General features: G+C 59.7%; 12 protein-coding genes, 1 tRNA gene and 2 rRNA genes (1 of these 15 running past the window's edge). 9 read left to right on the plus strand and 6 right to left on the minus strand.

The window, feature by feature from the left end; all coding sequences use genetic code 11:
• The first annotated feature begins 138 nt into the window (after nucleotides 1-138).
• The 9 genes from adh (at nucleotide 139) to CO657_RS18045 (ending at nucleotide 11359) form a co-directional block, all read left to right on the plus strand.
• On the plus strand, nucleotides 139-1647 hold the full coding sequence (adh, locus tag CO657_RS18005) for an aldehyde dehydrogenase (RefSeq protein ID WP_012559077.1): 1509 nt from the start codon (nucleotides 139-141) through the stop codon (nucleotides 1645-1647).
• A 206-nt stretch (nucleotides 1648-1853) separates the two neighbouring features.
• Nucleotides 1854-2246: a DUF779 domain-containing protein gene (locus tag CO657_RS18010; RefSeq protein ID WP_054186014.1), complete on the plus strand. Its 393-nt coding sequence runs from the start codon at nucleotides 1854-1856 to the stop codon at nucleotides 2244-2246.
• Between the two features lie 138 nt (nucleotides 2247-2384).
• Complete coding sequence (locus CO657_RS18015; protein ID WP_054186013.1) at nucleotides 2385-2981, plus strand: DJ-1/PfpI family protein; 597 nt, start codon at nucleotides 2385-2387, stop codon at nucleotides 2979-2981.
• A gap of 23 nt (nucleotides 2982-3004) precedes the next feature.
• Complete coding sequence (locus CO657_RS18020; RefSeq protein ID WP_003590053.1) at nucleotides 3005-3355, plus strand: ribbon-helix-helix domain-containing protein; 351 nt, start codon at nucleotides 3005-3007, stop codon at nucleotides 3353-3355.
• Between the two features lie 160 nt (nucleotides 3356-3515).
• A complete protein-coding gene (locus tag CO657_RS18025; RefSeq protein ID WP_054186012.1) occupies nucleotides 3516-4223 on the plus strand; it encodes an SDR family NAD(P)-dependent oxidoreductase in 708 nt (235 codons plus the stop codon).
• A 345-nt stretch (nucleotides 4224-4568) separates the two neighbouring features.
• The gene (locus tag CO657_RS18030) at nucleotides 4569-5702 is read left to right on the plus strand and encodes a calcium:cation antiporter (RefSeq protein WP_054186029.1); all 1134 of its coding nucleotides are present in this window, start codon (nucleotides 4569-4571) and stop codon (nucleotides 5700-5702) included.
• 130 nt (nucleotides 5703-5832) lie between these two features.
• A complete protein-coding gene (locus tag CO657_RS18035) occupies nucleotides 5833-6597 on the plus strand; it encodes a bestrophin-like domain (RefSeq protein ID WP_037073441.1) in 765 nt (254 codons plus the stop codon).
• Nucleotides 6598-6938: 341 nt separating this feature from the next.
• Complete coding sequence (locus CO657_RS18040; protein WP_012559083.1) at nucleotides 6939-8135, plus strand: efflux RND transporter periplasmic adaptor subunit; 1197 nt, start codon at nucleotides 6939-6941, stop codon at nucleotides 8133-8135.
• 41 nt (nucleotides 8136-8176) lie between these two features.
• Complete coding sequence (locus CO657_RS18045; protein WP_054186011.1) at nucleotides 8177-11359, plus strand: efflux RND transporter permease subunit; 3183 nt, start codon at nucleotides 8177-8179, stop codon at nucleotides 11357-11359.
• 14 nt (nucleotides 11360-11373) lie between these two features.
• Here CO657_RS18045 and CO657_RS18050 read toward each other — a convergent pair whose 3' ends face one another.
• The 6 genes from CO657_RS18050 to CO657_RS18075 all read right to left on the minus strand — a co-directional run.
• Complete coding sequence (locus CO657_RS18050; protein ID WP_054186010.1) at nucleotides 11374-11703, minus strand: hypothetical protein; 330 nt, start codon at nucleotides 11701-11703, stop codon at nucleotides 11374-11376.
• Nucleotides 11700-12488, minus strand: a complete 789-nt coding sequence (locus CO657_RS18055) for a DUF2092 domain-containing protein (protein WP_054186009.1) — start codon at nucleotides 12486-12488, stop codon at nucleotides 11700-11702. The genes CO657_RS18050 and CO657_RS18055 overlap by 4 nt, the downstream gene beginning before the upstream one ends.
• 202 nt (nucleotides 12489-12690) lie before the next feature.
• Nucleotides 12691-13485, minus strand: a complete 795-nt coding sequence (locus CO657_RS18060; RefSeq protein ID WP_054186008.1) for a hypothetical protein — start codon at nucleotides 13483-13485, stop codon at nucleotides 12691-12693.
• A 258-nt stretch (nucleotides 13486-13743) separates the two neighbouring features.
• Nucleotides 13744-13820, minus strand: a tRNA-Met gene (locus CO657_RS18065).
• A 121-nt stretch (nucleotides 13821-13941) separates the two neighbouring features.
• Nucleotides 13942-14056 (minus strand): 5S ribosomal RNA (gene rrf, locus CO657_RS18070).
• Nucleotides 14057-14251: 195 nt separating this feature from the next.
• Nucleotides 14252-16416, minus strand: a 23S ribosomal RNA gene (locus tag CO657_RS18075) (it continues 713 nt past the right edge of the window).

Below are 16416 nucleotides of genomic sequence, written 5' to 3' on the forward strand. Positions count from 1 at the left end.
GATCGTGACCCGAGCTGTCGCATCTGTGCGACAGTGTGCGCTGCGGTATCGAAGACCTCCTCTGTTCCCTTCGGCAAAACGCGCACATTTTCCTTCCACCGGTTCGCTTGGGAACCTGGATCATCAAGGGAGGATGACATGCTTCATCAGAAAATCGTCGAATCGCCGTTCAAGCTGAAATATGGCAACTATATCGGCGGCGAATGGCGCGAGCCTGTCGGGGGCAAATACTTCGAAAACCTGACACCCGTCACTGGCGGCAAGCTTTGCGACATTCCCCGCTCCGATGAAAAGGACATCAATCTCGCGCTCGACGCCGCCCATGCGGCCAAGGAAAAATGGGGCCGCACCTCCGCTGCCGAGCGCTCCAATATCCTCATGAAGATCGCCCAGCGGATGGAGGACAAGCTGGAATTGCTCGCCCAGGCCGAGACCTGGGACAATGGCAAGCCGATCCGCGAGACCATGGCGGCGGACATTCCGCTGGCGATCGACCACTTCCGCTATTTCGCTTCCTGCATCCGTGCCCAGGAAGGATCGATCGGCGAAATCGACCACGATACCGTCGCCTATCACTTCCATGAGCCGCTCGGCGTGGTCGGCCAGATCATTCCCTGGAATTTCCCCATCCTGATGGCCACGTGGAAACTTGCTCCGGCGCTTGCCGCCGGCAACTGCGTCGTCTTGAAGCCCGCCGAACAAACCCCGGCTTCGATCCTGCTCTGGGCCGAACTGGTCGGCGATCTGCTGCCGCCGGGCGTGCTCAACATCGTCAACGGTTTCGGCATCGAAGCCGGCAAGCCGCTGGCGACCAGCTCCCGCATCGCCAAGATCGCCTTCACCGGCGAGACGACGACCGGCCGGCTGATCATGCAATATGCCAGCCAGAACCTCATTCCGGTGACGCTGGAACTCGGCGGCAAATCGCCGAACATCTTCTTCGCCGATGTGATGGCCGAGGATGACGACTTCCTCGACAAAGCGCTCGAAGGCTTTGCAATGTTTGCGCTCAACCAGGGCGAGGTCTGCACCTGCCCGAGCCGCGCCCTCGTCCAGGAATCGATCTATGACCGCTTCATGGAAAAGGCCGTCAAGCGCGTCGAGGCGATCAAGCAGGGCAATCCGCTCGACAGCGCGACAATGATCGGCGCCCAAGCCTCGACCGAGCAGCTGGAAAAGATCCTTGCCTATCTCGACATCGGCAAACAGGAAGGCGCCGAGGTGCTGGCCGGCGGCACGCGCAACGATCTCGGCGGCGATCTGGCGAACGGCTATTATGTCAAGCCGACGATCTTCAAGGGCCACAACAAGATGCGTGTGTTCCAGGAGGAAATCTTCGGGCCGGTTGTCTCGGTCACGACCTTCAAGGACGAAAAGGAGGCGCTCGAAATCGCCAACGACACGCTTTACGGCCTCGGCGCCGGCGTCTGGAGCCGCGACGCCAATCGCTGCTACCGTTTCGGCCGCGAGATCCAGGCCGGCCGCGTCTGGACCAACTGCTACCACGCCTACCCTGCCCATGCCGCCTTCGGCGGTTACAAACAGTCGGGCATCGGCCGTGAAACCCACAAGATGATGCTCGAGCATTACCAGCAGACCAAGAACATGCTGGTGAGCTACAGCCCCAAGGCGCTCGGCTTCTTCTGAGGCGTGGTGAGGGCGTAAAGCCCCTCCCCAACCCCTCCCCACAAGGGGGAGGGACTTAACGTGCTGCTCTCGCCGTATTCACTCTTGAGCGCAGCACATGCATCCGGCTTGATGTTTTGCCAGCCGAAGCGGCATCTTAGCCCCTCCCCCTTGTGGGGAGGGGTTGGGGAGGGGAACTCTCCTCGTCAAACTTTGGAGGAAGACCGATGGAAACCACCGTCAACGGCGAACCGCGTGTTCTCGCGACCGACGCAGCTCTTGAGCTGATTGAAGAGATCAAGCGCGATCATCCCGATATCCTCTTCCACCAGTCCGGCGGCTGCTGCGACGGCTCCTCGCCGATGTGTTATCCGGCCAATGAATTCATGGTCGGCGACAGCGACGTCAAACTCGGCGAGATCGGCGGCGTGCCAGTCTATATCAGCGCCAGCCAGTTCGAGGCGTGGAAGCATACCCAGCTCATCATCGATGTCGTTCCGGGCCGCGGCGGCATGTTCTCGCTCGATAACGGCCGCGAGAAACGCTTCCTCACCCGCTCTCGCCTCTTCGGCGGCGGCGAAGCCTGCGCAATCCCGGATGTGACGGTCAAGGCGGTGTAGAACATGTCGAAAACTGTGCGCGATTTTCGGCATCATGCTACTCTCACTCTCAGGGAATTTCGGCTGTAGTATTCCCATAGTACCTTCTGCACGCCGCTCTTTGTTAATCTCCGGCGGTTGGTTTCAAAGGAGGATACGATGCCAGCTTCCAAAATCCTGATGATCACGGGTGATTTCACCGAAGATTACGAAACCATGGTGCCGTTCCAGACGCTGCTTGCCTGCGGCTACACGGTCGACGCCGTCTGCCCCGGAAAGAACGCAGGCGAAACGGTCGCCACCGCTATTCATGATTTCGAAGGCGACCAGACCTATTCCGAAAAGCGCGGTCATAATTTCGCGCTGAACGCCACTTTCGACAGCGTGCGGCCCGAAGACTACGACGCCCTCGTCATCCCCGGCGGCCGCGCGCCGGAATATCTGCGCCTCAATGCAGACGTTATCGAAGCGGTCCGGCACTTCTTCGATGCCGGAAAACCCGTTGCCGCCATCTGCCATGGCGCGCAGCTGCTCGCTGCCGCCGGCGTCTTGAAGGGCCGCACCTGCTCTGCCTATCCCGCCTGCCGGCCGGAAGTCGAGCTTGCCGGCGCCACCTTCGCCGATATCTCGATCACCGATGCGGTCTCGGATGGCAACTTGGTCACGGCGCCGGCTTGGCCGGCGCATCCGTCGTGGCTGCGTCAGTTCATGGCCGTGCTCGATGCGGCAGCGCTGCTCGAAACCAACGCCGCCTGAGGAGGCGGTACCGGGAGGATGACATGTGCGAGTTATTCATCAAGGCGGATGCGCGGCTCTGGGAAAGCACCACCCGGTCGCTGCGCATCGACGGCATGGTCACCAGCGTCAGGCTGGAGAACTTCTTCTGGTCGAAGCTTGAGGAAGTGGCCCGGCGCGACGGCATGAATGTCGTCCAGCTGATCACCCGGCTGCATCATGAATCGATCGATGCCGGCCACGATCTTGGAAACTTCACCTCCTTCCTGCGCGTCTGTTGCGCCCGCTATCTCGACCTGCAGCTCAGCGGCGACATCCCGGCCGATGTCACCCGCCCGATTTCCGGCCTTGACGCGCCCGAGATTCTCGGTCGCGAACGGACGAAATATCACTGACGGCCGACCCGACGAAACTGTTGAGCGATGACGGCGGAACTGCCCGCAAAGGGCAAGTTCCGCAAGATCTCCGACCTGGACGCGGATGCGTGGGCTTGCGCTGCGGCGCAGCGTGGATCAACAATGCGCGCCATCAAGGACGGGCAGGAGATCGATTGCCATGAACAACCAGAAAGCCGTGATCGTTACGGGAGCCGGCGGCAACCTCGGCAGCGCCGTTGTCCGTGAGCTTGCTACCGGCGGCGCAAAACTCGTCTGCATGAACCGTTCGAGCCAGGAGCTGGAAGCCTTGGCCGCCGACCTTCCCGCCTCCGCCGAGTTTCTGTCGATCGCCGGAACGGATCTCACCGATTATGCCTCCTGCGCCGCAGCCGTCGCCCGGGCCGTCAAGCGTTTCGGCGGTGTCGGTGCCCTGGTCAATACGGTCGGCGCCTTCCAGATGGGGCCGGTCGGGCCGGATGCGCCTGCCCAATGGGAGACGATGATGAACGCGAACGCCCGCACCGCGCTGACGATCAGCGCCGCGGTTCTCCCGACCATGAAGGCATCAGGCTATGGCCGCATCGTTCATGTCGCCGCCGCGCCCGGCCTGAAGGCCGGCCCCAATCAAGCCGCTTACGCGGCCTCGAAAGCCGCCGTCATCCGGCTGACGGAAGCGCTCGCCGCCGAATGCCGCGACGACCGCATCACCGCCAACTGCATCCTGCCCGGGACGATCGACACGCCTGAGAACCGCGCCGCTATGCCCAATGCGAAGACGGATGGCTGGGTCACGCCGCAATCGATCGCCCGCCTCATCGCCTTCCTGATCTCGCCGGCCGCAGCCATTGTCACCGGCGCGGCAATCCCGGCGACCGGTCGCGAATAACGGCAGGTGTGGTGCTCGGCGCCGCAACCCCGCATCGGGATTACTTTGCTAGGATCAGAAGGCGATGAAACGGCGGATTTGCAAATTTTGGCCGGTGACATGCGATCCGACTTGAGGTTCGGTTCGCCTTAAGGCAGCCTTATCTCCGCTAATGCATGTCGCCCGGAAGTGTGCAGCGGTTCCGGGATAACGACATGCATCAAAACAAAGAGCTAAAGCGCGTCGCATGAATCAAGTTTGATGCGACGCGCTTTAGGCTCAGGTGGCGGGCAAGAGACAGCGGGCGGACACGATGGTGGTGATGATCGCATGGCGGCGGCATTTGCCCGAAGGCGGGTGGTTTCGATGACGGACGATCCCGCATTGCGTGCCGTCAGCGCCGCCAGCCTGTTGCGCGAGGAATGGTTCCTGGGCGTCAGCGTCGCGACAAGCTTCGCATTTCTTGCTTTCCAGGAGCAGCTCTTCGGCCGGCTTTCCGATCCGCTTTGGTTCACTGTCGTTTTCGGGTGGCTGTTTGCCGTCGTGCTCGGCTCCGCTCTATCGGTCGTGCGGCACGCAGACCACCTGGCGGAGCGGCTGAAGGAGCCTTACGGCACGCTCATTCTAACCCTTTCAATCACGTCGATCGAGGTGATGGCAATATCGGCCGTCATGCTTCACGGCGAAAACAATCCCACGCTGGCGCGCGACACGCTGTTTGCAGTCGTCATGATCATTTTGAACGGCATGGTCGGCCTGTCATTGCTGCTCGGCGCGTGGCTGCGACCGGAACAGCAGCACAACCTGCAGGGCGCCAACGCCTATCTCGGAGTAATCGTGCCGCTGGCGACGCTCAGCCTAGTCATGCCGACATTTCTGGCAGGTCCGGACGGACAGCATCCATCGGCACCGAGACAACTGATACTGGGCGTCATATCGGTCGGACTTTATTCCACGTTTCTGTTTCTTCAGGCCGGCCGCCATCGGGACTATTTCGCGGACGACGGCAACCGTCAGCAACCTCGCAGCGAACATGTCGCTGGCCATGGGCCGATCTGGCCGCATGCCATCCTGCTTGTCACCTATATGGCTCCCGTCGTGTTCCTGGTCGAACAGCTTGCGCGGCCGATCGATTACATTATCGAAACCCTGCATGCTCCAACCGCATTTGGCGGTGTCGTGATGGCTATCCTCGTCGCCACGCCTGAGGCAATCAGCGCCGTGCGCGCGTCTATCGCCAACAATCTTCAGCGCTCCGTAAACATTTTCCTCGGTTCGGTATTGTCGACGATCGGGCTGACGGTGCCGGCGATGCTTGTTGTCAGCCAGCTCTACGGACACAGCGTGACGCTCGGCCTGGAGCACGGAGATCTGGTGATGCTCCTGCTCACGCTTGCCGTCAGCATCATTACCTTCGCCAGCGGCCGCACGCATCTCATGCAAGGTGCAGTCCATCTGGTGCTTTTCCTGGCCTACGTGCTGCTCATTTTCCAGCAGTGATCTCCGGCGGCGTGAGATCAGGAAAGTAAAAAACTCCACGCTCTGCCTTTCTTCCGCTATGGTGACAGTAACGATCGCACCACTTGCAAGCCTCGCGGCGTTTGCAAGGTTGACGTGACGGAGACCGGACTTGAGCTCACTATTGCTTGGCGGGTTAGTCTTTGTTTTTCTGTCGGCGGCGACAGCGACAGGAATGATCGTGCGCGGCCGCTTGCCGGATCATCATCTCAGCTCGGAATCCAAGGATGCCATCAGGCTCGCGACCGCGGTGGTGGGGACGCTGTCGGCCCTGGCGCTCGGCCTGCTGATCGCATCCGCCAAATCGACCTATGACAATGCCGAAGTGGAAATGAGAACGGCGGCAGCGCGGGTGCTCCTGCTTGACCGCGTCATGGCGCAATACGGACCGGAAACCGACAAGGCGCGGCATTTGCTGCGTGAATTGATCCAGAAGCGGCTGAGCCGCGGCTGGTCCGCCGAGACTACCGACGATGCATCCGGCAGCGCGCTCGGGGAATATCAGGATATCGAGGCGGTTCAGGGCGATCTTCGGTCCCTGTCGCCGAGGGATTCCGTACAGCGTTCTCTTCAGACGCGTGCGCTGGATGTGAGCGGCATGGTGGCCGAGACCCACTGGCTGCTGGTCGAATCCGGTAAAGAGGGTTTGCCCTGGGCCTTCCTCGCCGTTCTCGTCTGCTGGCTCTCGCTGCTATTTGCAACCTTCGGACTGCAGGCGCCGGCCAACCCGACGGTGCTGTCAATTCTGCTCGTTTGCGCCCTGTCCGTTGCCGGCGCGATCTTTCTGATTTCGGATATGGCCAATCCATATGTCGGGCTGATCCGTGTTTCGGATGCACCCTTGCAGTCGGCCATCGAGCGGCTCGGGAAACCATAGCCATTTTGTATCTGCGAACGGCGAACTCTAAAGCTCTTTGTTTTTAATGCATGTCGTTGTCCCGGAACCGCTGCACACTTCCGTGCGACATGCATTAACTGAGTTCAATTGTGCACCAGCAGCTATTGCAATTTGCATCAATGCCGCGACATAATATCGCATGCCCGGAACTTTTCGGAGAAGGGTCGTCTCCGCCGAGGCACGCATGAAGACTACAGCGCCGCGCGTCTTTTCAGACGCGCAAAAGGACGCTGTAGATCTTTGAAATCGCAGCATAATTCATCCAATCGATTCGATTTGATGAATTATGCAGCAGGCTCGTAAACATCGGGGCGGCGGCAATGCGTGTGAGATTGGATCAGGGTCTGCACCTCTTGATGGTGCTCGCCGGCATGGCAATTCTTGCCGGCTGCGAGGAAAGCGGCAACACCTATGTTCCTCCGCCGCCACCTCCGGTACGGGTCGCACAGCCGGTCCAGCAGCCGGTGACGCTCTATTTCGAACTCACCGGCAATACGGCGCCGCTCAATGCCGTCGATATCGAGGCCCGCGTCCAGGGCTATATCCAGTCCATCGACTACCAGGACGGCATGATGGTGATGAAGGGCGCCAAGCTTTTCGGCATCGAGCGCGACACCTATCAGGCGCAACTGGATCAGGCAAAGGCATCGCTCGCCTCGCAGCAGGCCTCCCAGGTCGGCGCAAAGCAGGAATATGACCGGCAGCTCAATCTCATGAAGCAACAGGTCACCACCCAGACCGCGGTCGACAGCGCCAAGGCGACCCTCGACGAGGCGAATGCTTCCATCCTCAACGCCCAGGCCAATGTCGAACTCGCGACGATCAACCTCGGCTATACCGAAGTGCTTGCTCCCTTCGACGGCATCGTCACGGATCACCTTGTCGATATCGGCACGCTGGTCGGCGTGTCCGGCCCCACCAAACTCGCCAGCATCGTCCAGACCGATCCGCTGTATGCCTATTTCAACGTCAGCGAGACGCAGGTGCTGATGATCAAGGAAACCATGGCAAAGCAGGGACATACCTTCAGGCAGACGGACCTTCCGAGCATACCGGCGGAGATCGGTTTGCAGACGGAAGAGGGTTACCCGCACAAGGGACATCTCGATTACGTATCGCCTCAGCTCGACGCCTCCACAGGCACGCTTCAGGTCCGCGCCCTGTTCGACAACAAGGACCACGCCATGCTGCCCGGCCTCTTCGTGCGGGTTCGGGTGCCGGTCGGCCACAACGACAAGGCTCTGCTGGTGCGCGACGACACCATCGGAACCAACCAACTCGGCAGCTACGTACTCGTTCTCGGCAAGGACGATGTGGTGGAGCAGAAACAGGTCAAGACCGGGCAGCGGGAAGGCGCGCTCCGCGTCATCCAATCCGGCCTCGATCCGGCTGACTGGGTGGTGACCCAAGGGATCCAGCAGGCCATTCCCGGCAGCAAGGTCACGCCCGAGAAAATCGAAATGAACCCGACGGCGAATGCCGCCGGTGATGCCAAGGCCAACTCCACCACGCAATGAATTCGCCACCACGCTTCATCTGAACGTCTGAGGACAACAGCATGATCTCGCGTTTCTTCATTGAGCGACCGGTACTCGCCAACGTCTTGGCATTGGTTTTCGTGCTCGTCGGCGCGGTCGCGCTGTACCAACTGCCGGTGGCGCAATATCCGAATGTCGTCCCGCCGACGGTGCAGGTGACGACACGCTTTCCCGGCGCCAGCGCCCAGACCCTCGTCGATACCGTCGCGCTGCCGATCGAGCAGCAGGTCAACGGCGTGCAGAATATGCTCTATATGCAGTCGACCAGCGCCAGCGACGGCACCTATTCGCTGATCGTGACCTTTGCCATCGGAACGGATCCGGATCAGGCCCAGGTTCTGGTGCAGAACCGTGTCGCGATCGCAATGTCGTCACTTCCCGAAGCGGTGCAGCTTCAAGGCGTGACGACCCAGAAGAAATCGACGGCGATCCTCGGCTTCGTCAGCCTGACCTCGTCCGACAGCCGCTATGACAGCCTGTTCCTGTCGAACTACGCCGTCATCAATCTGCAGAACGAACTCGCCCGCCTGCCTGGCGTCGGCAATGTGACGGTGTTCGGCGCCGGCCAATATGCCATGCGGATCTGGATGGATCCGAACCTGCTGCAGGCGCGCGGCCTGACGCCGCAGGATGTCGTCAGTGTCGTGCAGCAGCAGAGCCAGGAGGTCGCCGCCGGCCAGATCGGCATTCCGCCGGTGCCGAAAGGGCAGATCTTCCAATACACGCTGAACGTGAATGGCCGGCTGAACGAGGCCGCCGACTACGAGAACATCGTCGTCAAGGTCGAAAGCGGACAGGGCGGCCGCATCACCCGCGTCCGCGACATCGGCCGTGTCGAACTCGGCGCCCAGACTTACAGCCAATCCTTCATGCAGAACGGCCGGCCGGCGGCCGGCATCGGCATTTTCCAATTGCCGGAGGCGAATGCCATAGCCGTGGCGCAGGCGGTGCGCGCGAAGATGGACGAGCTCTCGAAAAGCTTCCCGCCTGGCCTCGAATATCATCTGCCGTTCGACACGACGAAATTCGTCGAGGCTTCCATCGACGAGGTTTACGTCACCTTGATCGAGGCCGGGGTTCTCGTTCTCATCGTCATTCTGGTCTTCCTTCAGGATTGGCGGGCGCTGCTCGTGCCGGCGACCACTGTTCCTGTCACCATCATCGGCGCCTTCGCGGCGATGGCGGCCTTGGGCTTCACCGTCAACCTGTCGACGCTCTTTGCCATCGTTCTCGCCATCGGCATTGTCGTCGATGATGCCATCGTCATCGTCGAAGGCGTGGCCCGGCACATCGAGGCCGGCATGTCGGGCCGAAAGGCTGCCGAGAAGGCGATGGAGGAACTGCTCGGTCCGGTCATCGGCATCACGCTGGTACTGATGGCCGTGTTCATTCCGGCCGCCTTCCTGCCTGGCCTGACCGGCCAGCTCTATCGACAGTTCGCCCTCGTCATTGCCGCGACCGCTCTGATCAGCGCCGTCAATGCCGTCACGCTGAAACCGACGCAATGCGCCCTTTGGCTGCGTCCGCCGGTTCCGCCGGAGAAACGCAACGCCCTCTATCGCGGCTTCAACAGGGTCTACGACCGAGGCGAACGCAGCTATGCCGGGCTGATCGGATCGATGACCCGCCACAGCGGCATCATGGCCATAGCGGCATTTGCGCTGATCGGGGTCGCCGTCTGGGGGCTTTCTCGTCTGCCGACCGCCTTCCTGCCCGTCGAGGATCAAGGCTATGTGCTGATCAGTACACAACTGCCCGACGGCGCCTCGAAGGAACGCACCGATGCCGTCATGGAAGAGGTCGGCAAGATCGCCGAAGCCACGCCTGGCGTCGATCAGGTGCTGACCATCAGCGGCATTTCCGTTCTCGACAACAGTGCCAGCCTGCAGAATGCCGGCGTCGCCTATGTCGTTTTGAAAGATTGGGATGAGCGCGGCAAGGAGAAGGGGCAGGACCTGCTGTCGATCTACCAGCATTTGAACGAGGCTCTGCAGCATGTGCTGAGCGCCAAAACGCTGGTCGTCGTGCCGCCTCCGATCCAGGGCGTCGGCAATGCCAACGGCTTTACCATGCAGGTCGAGCTCCGGAACGGCGTGGCCGACTATCCGCTGCTGCAATCGCTTGCCGATACGATTGTCAGGAACGGCAATGCCCAATCATCGTTGCAGAGGTTGAGCACGCCTTTCCGTTCGAACGTGCCGCAGCTTGCGGTCTCCGTCGATCGCATCAAGGCGGAAACGCTGGGAATTACCGTGGGCCAGGTCTTCTCCGCCCTCTCCGGCTATGTCGGATCGAGCTATGTCACCCAGTTCAATAAATTCGGCCGCACCTTTCAGGTCTATGCGCAAGCCGCTTCCGATTTCCGTGTCAGCCCCGACGATATCCGCAATCTGAAGGTCAAGGCCGGTGACGGTACGATGGTGCCGCTCGGCACGGTCGTCAATGTCACCACGACGCAAGGTCCCTCGCTGATCAGCCTCTACAATCTCTATCCCACCGCGACCATCGTCGGTGGGCCGGCCGCCGGTTTCAGCTCCGGCCAGTCGCTCGAGGTCATGGAGCAGATCGCCGATCATACATTGCCGACGGGAACCGGTTTCGAATGGACGGCGCTCTCCTATCAGGAGAAGGCGGTCGGCGGGCAGATCTACTTCATATTCGCGCTCGCCATGCTGCTCGTCTATTTCGTGCTCGCCGGCCAATACGAGAGCTGGATCCTGCCGCTGGCGGTCATATCAGCCGTGCCGCTCGCCCTGCTCGGCACGGTGGCCGCACTCATGGCTGCTGGAGTCGCCAACAATCTCTATACGCAGATCGGCCTTATCCTGCTGATTGCACTCGCGGCCAAGAACGCCATCCTGATTGTCGAATATGCCCGCGAAAAACGGGCGGAGGGCATGGAAATTCTGGACGCGGCCGTCGAGGCCGCCCGCCTGCGTTTCCGGCCGATCCTGATGACCTCCTTCGCCTTCATCCTAGGTGTCCTGCCGCTAGTGCTGGCAACGGGCGCCGGCGCGTCGGCCCGCAAATCGATCGGCATATCGGTCTTCAGCGGCATGATCGCCTCGACCTGCCTCGCCATCCTCTTCGTTCCCTCCTTCTACGTGCTGCTGCAGCGCCTCGAGGAATACTGGAAGCGCCGCCGAGCGCCCGCAAACACGGCCGCGAGCGTGGCGGAAGCGGAGATATCGAACGTCGGGTAAGGCGATCGCGGCAATTATTGCACGATCACCTGCACATAGACGTTGCCGCTCTTGGCGTAATAATAACCGCCGCATCGATAATAATAGCCGCCATAATAAGGACCATAACGGCAGCCTGCCGGAAGCACGGCGATGGTCGTCGTTGTGCGTGTGACAACCCGCCGCGTCGTCCGGCGGGCCACGCCGGCATAAGACAGCGGCGTCAGCGGCCTGCCGATGACGGCGCCCGCCGGCGTGGCAAAGCCGATCGATAGAGGCATGGATCCCTGCTCCTCGATATGAAGGCCGGTGAATGTCAGCAGGCCGGCCAGGCCGAGGGCGAAGAACAGCTTCCTATAGGTCATTTTACCTCTCCCATATCGGCAGCCTCAGGCAGCTCGTCGAGCGATTGCAATTCACTGAGATCGACCGTCTTTGCGCTGGCCGGAACCTCGATGGTGTAGGATACGGCCGCGACATCCGCTCCGCTTTTGAAATCGCTGATTTCGAGCGTGTATTGCGGCGCCTGGACGACGTGTTTGCTGGTGATCACGTAACGGCGGGGTATCGGTTGCGGGCCGCTCTGTATCCAGATCTGCCAATCGATCTCAGGCGTCCGGAAGGCCAGATATTCGCATTCGACCCCATCCACGAAGGCGCTGGAAATATGCTTGGCCTCCGTCACATCGGACATGAGTTCGTCATAGACGCTTGAGGATAAAAGATCGGCGCCCGGCGCTTCGACGCCCGCGGTCATCAGCCTGTCGATCAGATCATCGAGCGAACCCTTGCCGTCGATCTTGGCATAGGCATCGAGGTTCTTGCCGTGAACCGTCAGCGACGAACCGTCGAAACTCACGTCGAGGTCGGCAAAGCCGCCGGTCCTCGTGACGCGCAGCTTATCGGGCCGCGTCAGGTTGGCTGTCCCCGAACTGACGAACTGGAGTTTCTCGAAGGCGGGCGTCACCGCTTCGAGCGACGATTGGTAGGTGAAGGAGATCGTTTTCTGCGCCGTCAGAAAATCGGACATCGTCTTCAGGAGAGCCTTTGCATCATCCGCCCACGCGCTCGTCGGCGGTGCGAGGCTGGCGGCAAGCGAGGCATAGAGGAGGATCCGCTTCAATCGCGGGAAAGAGAAAGTCGATGACATGGCAATGCCTTTCCGTGTCGTCATTGATTTCATCGAATTGCTGATGGCAGCTGCCGGGACATTCCGCAGCCGGACATGACATGTGAGAGATGCAATGCATGCAGGCGAGCAATCGGCCGCTTGCCGGCCTTTGCAGGATCGCGCACCGAATTTCTCGCTGGAGCGCGACGACCTCTTTACGAGAGCAAGGTTCGAACGGGCGCTACAATCCCGAAGTCAGCACGCGGTGGCACGCTGGTGATACCCGCTGCAGATTATCACGTAGGCAGGCGATGCCCCGGCCTCCCCCTAAAGGTACCATACGGCACAAGGCCCGGAAGTCCGCTCCGCAGGTTTCCCGCAGGATCATGACTTCCTCACGCGGGGAGAAGGCTGGCATCATTGCCTGAGGGGCCGGCGTGATCGCACCGGTGGCAGCCGCATCGCCGGCCGCCGGCGCCCCTGATCCCCCCAATGCCGCAACGGCTTGCTGACATGGCGCCGATAGGGCGGCATTATGCTGTTGCAGACAGCTGAGCGCCGCCGCACCGCCCGGCGTAACACCGGAACATTGCGCCATGAAATCGCGCTGACAGGCCGATTTGACCGCATTGCGCTGCGCCTCAGTCGGCTGATGCGCGGGCGTGCCGGCTGCAGGCGCCGGCGCAGCCGCCGCGTTATTTGCAGGTGCAGCCGGCGCTGGCTCCGCGGATGTCGATTTGGGTTTGACGTTCACCGCAGAAACCGCTTTCCGGCAGCCTGCCGAAAGTGTCGCGCTATGCTGCTGCAGGCAGGTGAGCGCCTCGATCCCTCCCGGCGTCACCCCGGAACATTTCGCCATGAAATCGGAGCGGCACTCTGCCCTGATCGCATCGCGCTGCTCGTCGGTCGGCGCTTGCGCGGACGCAATCCCGGCGATGAACACCACGGCACAGAACGCAGGCAACGCGGAGATTGCCGATAGAAGTCGATGCCCCCTATATGGAGACGTCAGTAGAGAAGACCCCCATTTTCGCATGATTCCCCCCTATAAATCTCTGATCTACTTCATGAAATCGAACTGCCCTCTGAATAGAATAATAGGCGCCGCCGAATGGACGGACGTTGTTTGCTACTGTGAAATATAAGATGCGCCTGATCTAGGTATATTAGAATATTATCCATTTAGCAACTATCAAGTCGTCGCTTGAAATCGCTCGAAATAGCGTTTTGCCGGCGCCCACAACGCAAAAACCCGCCAAGAGGCGGGTTTTGGGGTATTGCGTTATGGAAGATTTGGTTGCGGGGGCAGGATTTGAACCTGCGGCCTTCAGGTTATGAGCCTGACGAGCTACCGGGCTGCTCCACCCCGCGCCAGCGCAAGTCGTTTGGACTTGCTGAAGTATTGTAACACGAAAGGCCGCTTTGTGAGCGGCCTTTTGACGGCGTTTGCCGTTAGAATTGTTCTGAGAAGATTTAAAGTTGCGCTTTGCAGACCTGGCAGCGACCTACTCTCCCGCGTCTTAAGACGAAGTACCATGGGCGCAGGGGCGTTTCACGGCCGTGTTCGGAAAGGGAACGGGTGCAGCCACCCCGCCATAACCACCAGGTCGGCAAAGCGCAACTTTATGTTTGAGAAGCTGGGGATGAGGCAATAGTCAGCAGCCATTAGGCAGCAGTGACTATTGTCATCGTTTTTTTGAACACGTCTTTGATGCTTGTGATGGGCGAAGGCTGTAGTTGTTCCTACTGCCTCTTGCCTATTCACTTCATCAGCCTTTGGCTGATGAGCACAGTCAATGAGAACGATCAAGCCGATCGAGCTATTAGTACCGGTAAGCTTCATGCGTTGCCGCACTTCCACACCCGGCCTATCAACGTGGTCGTCTTCCACGGCTCTGATAGGGAATACTCGTTTTCAGGTGGGTTTCCCGCTTAGATGCCTTCAGCGGTTATCCCGTCCATATATAGCTACCCTGCTATGCCCTTGGCAGGACAACAGGTCCACCAGAGATATGTCCATCCCGGTCCTCTCGTACTAGGGACAGATCCTGTCAATATTCCTACACCCACGGCAGATAGGGACCGAACTGTCTCACGACGTTCTGAACCCAGCTCACGTACCGCTTTAATTGGCGAACAGCCAAACCCTTGGGACCTGCTCCAGCCCCAGGATGCGATGAGCCGACATCGAGGTGCCAAACAACCCCGTCGATATGGACTCTTGGGGGTCATCAGCCTGTTATCCCCGGCGTACCTTTTATCCGTTGAGCGATGGCCCTTCCACGCGGGACCACCGGATCACTATGACCGACTTTCGTCTCTGCTCGACTTGTCAGTCTCGCAGTCAGGCGGGCTTATGCCATTGCACTCGACGACCGATTTCCGACCGGTCTGAGCCCACCATCGCGCGCCTCCGTTACTCTTTCGGAGGCGACCGCCCCAGTCAAACTACCCACCATACACTGTCCCGGACCCGGATGACGGGCCGCGGTTAGACATCCATGACGATAAGGGTGGTATTTCAAGGATGGCTCCACGGAAACTGGCGTCCCCGCTTCAAAGCCTACCACCTATCCTACACATGCCGACACGAATGCCAGTGTAAAGCTATAGTAAAGGTGCACGGGGTCTTTCCGTCTGACCGCAGGAACCCCGCATCTTCACGGGGAATTCAATTTCACTGAGTCTATGTTGGAGACAGCGGGGAAGTCGTTACGCCATTCGTGCAGGTCGGAACTTACCCGACAAGGAATTTCGCTACCTTAGGACCGTTATAGTTACGGCCGCCGTTTACTGGGGCTTCGATTCAAAGCTTGCACCTCTCCTCTTAACCTTCCAGCACCGGGCAGGCGTCAGACCCTATACGTCGTCTTGCGACTTCGCAGAGCCCTGTGTTTTTGATAAACAGTCGCTACCCCCTGGTCTGTGCCACCCCATCATACTTGCGTAAAATGGGGTCACGCTTCTTCCGAAGTTACGCGTGCAATTTGCCGAGTTCCTTCAACATAGTTCTCTCAAGCGCCTTGGTATACTCTACCTGACCACCTGTGTCGGTTTCGGGTACGGTCTATACGGTGGAGCTATTTCCTGGAACCGCTCCGCTGCCCTGATAATCCAATAAACCAGAACAACTTGTGCAATCCGTCACTACCACCAGGCCCACGAATATTAACGTGGTTCCCATCGACTACGCATTTCTGCCTCGCCTTAGGGGCCGGCTAACCCTGCTCAGATTAACTTTAAGCAGGAACCCTTGGTCTTTCGGCGAGAGGGTCTCTCACCCTCTTTATCGTTACTCATGTCAACATTCGCACTTCCGATACCTCCAGGAGCCCTCACAGGTCTCCCTTCATCAGCTTACGGAACGCTCCGCTACCACGTGTATTGCTACACATCCTCAGCTTCGGTGCATGGCTTCAGCCCCGTTACATTTTCGGCGCAAAGACCCTTATTTAGACCAGTGAGCTGTTACGCTTTCTTTAAATGATGGCTGCTTCTAAGCCAACATCCTGGTTGTTTTGGGATCCTCACATCCTTTCCCACTTAGCCATGACTTGGGGACCTTAGCTGGAGGTTAGGGTTGTTGCCCTTTTCACGACGGACGTTAGCACCCGCCGTGTGTCTGCCGAGTAGTACTCCCCGGTATTCGGAGTTTGGTTAGGATCAGTAAGACGGTGAGTCCCCATAGCCCATCCAGTGCTCTACCCCCGGGGGTATTCGCTCGACGCTCTACCTAAATAGATTTCGCGGAGAACCAGCTATTTCCGAGTTTGATTGGCCTTTCACCCCTAGCCACAAGTCATCCCAATCTATTGCAACAGATGCGGGTTCGGTCCTCCAGTTGGTGTTACCCAACCTTCAACCTGCTCATGGCTAGATCACTCGGTTTCGGGTCTAATGCAACAAACTATATCGCCCTATTCAGACTCGCTTTCGCTTCGCCTACACCTACCGGCTTAAGCTTGCT

The organism is Rhizobium acidisoli, assembly GCF_002531755.2.
Classification (GTDB): Bacteria; Pseudomonadota; Alphaproteobacteria; order Rhizobiales; family Rhizobiaceae; genus Rhizobium; species Rhizobium acidisoli.

Bases quoted from the DNA above. Each gene is read 5' to 3' on its own strand.
- CO657_RS18010 (WP_054186014.1), top strand. From the start codon at position 1,854: ATGGAAACCACCGTCAACGGCGAACCGCGTGTTCTCGCGACCGACGCA.
- CO657_RS18025 (WP_054186012.1), top strand. From the start codon at position 3,516: ATGAACAACCAGAAAGCCGTGATCGTTACGGGAGCCGGCGGCAACCTC.
- CO657_RS18020 (WP_003590053.1), top strand. From the start codon at position 3,005: ATGTGCGAGTTATTCATCAAGGCGGATGCGCGGCTCTGGGAAAGCACC.
- CO657_RS18015 (WP_054186013.1), top strand. From the start codon at position 2,385: ATGCCAGCTTCCAAAATCCTGATGATCACGGGTGATTTCACCGAAGAT.
- CO657_RS18055 (WP_054186009.1), bottom strand. From the start codon at position 12,488: ATGTCATCGACTTTCTCTTTCCCGCGATTGAAGCGGATCCTCCTCTAT.
- CO657_RS18030 (WP_054186029.1), top strand. From the start codon at position 4,569: ATGACGGACGATCCCGCATTGCGTGCCGTCAGCGCCGCCAGCCTGTTG.
- CO657_RS18045 (WP_054186011.1), top strand. From the start codon at position 8,177: ATGATCTCGCGTTTCTTCATTGAGCGACCGGTACTCGCCAACGTCTTG.
- adh (WP_012559077.1), top strand. From the start codon at position 139: ATGCTTCATCAGAAAATCGTCGAATCGCCGTTCAAGCTGAAATATGGC.
- CO657_RS18060 (WP_054186008.1), bottom strand. From the start codon at position 13,485: ATGCGAAAATGGGGGTCTTCTCTACTGACGTCTCCATATAGGGGGCAT.
- CO657_RS18040 (WP_012559083.1), top strand. From the start codon at position 6,939: ATGCGTGTGAGATTGGATCAGGGTCTGCACCTCTTGATGGTGCTCGCC.
- CO657_RS18050 (WP_054186010.1), bottom strand. From the start codon at position 11,703: ATGACCTATAGGAAGCTGTTCTTCGCCCTCGGCCTGGCCGGCCTGCTG.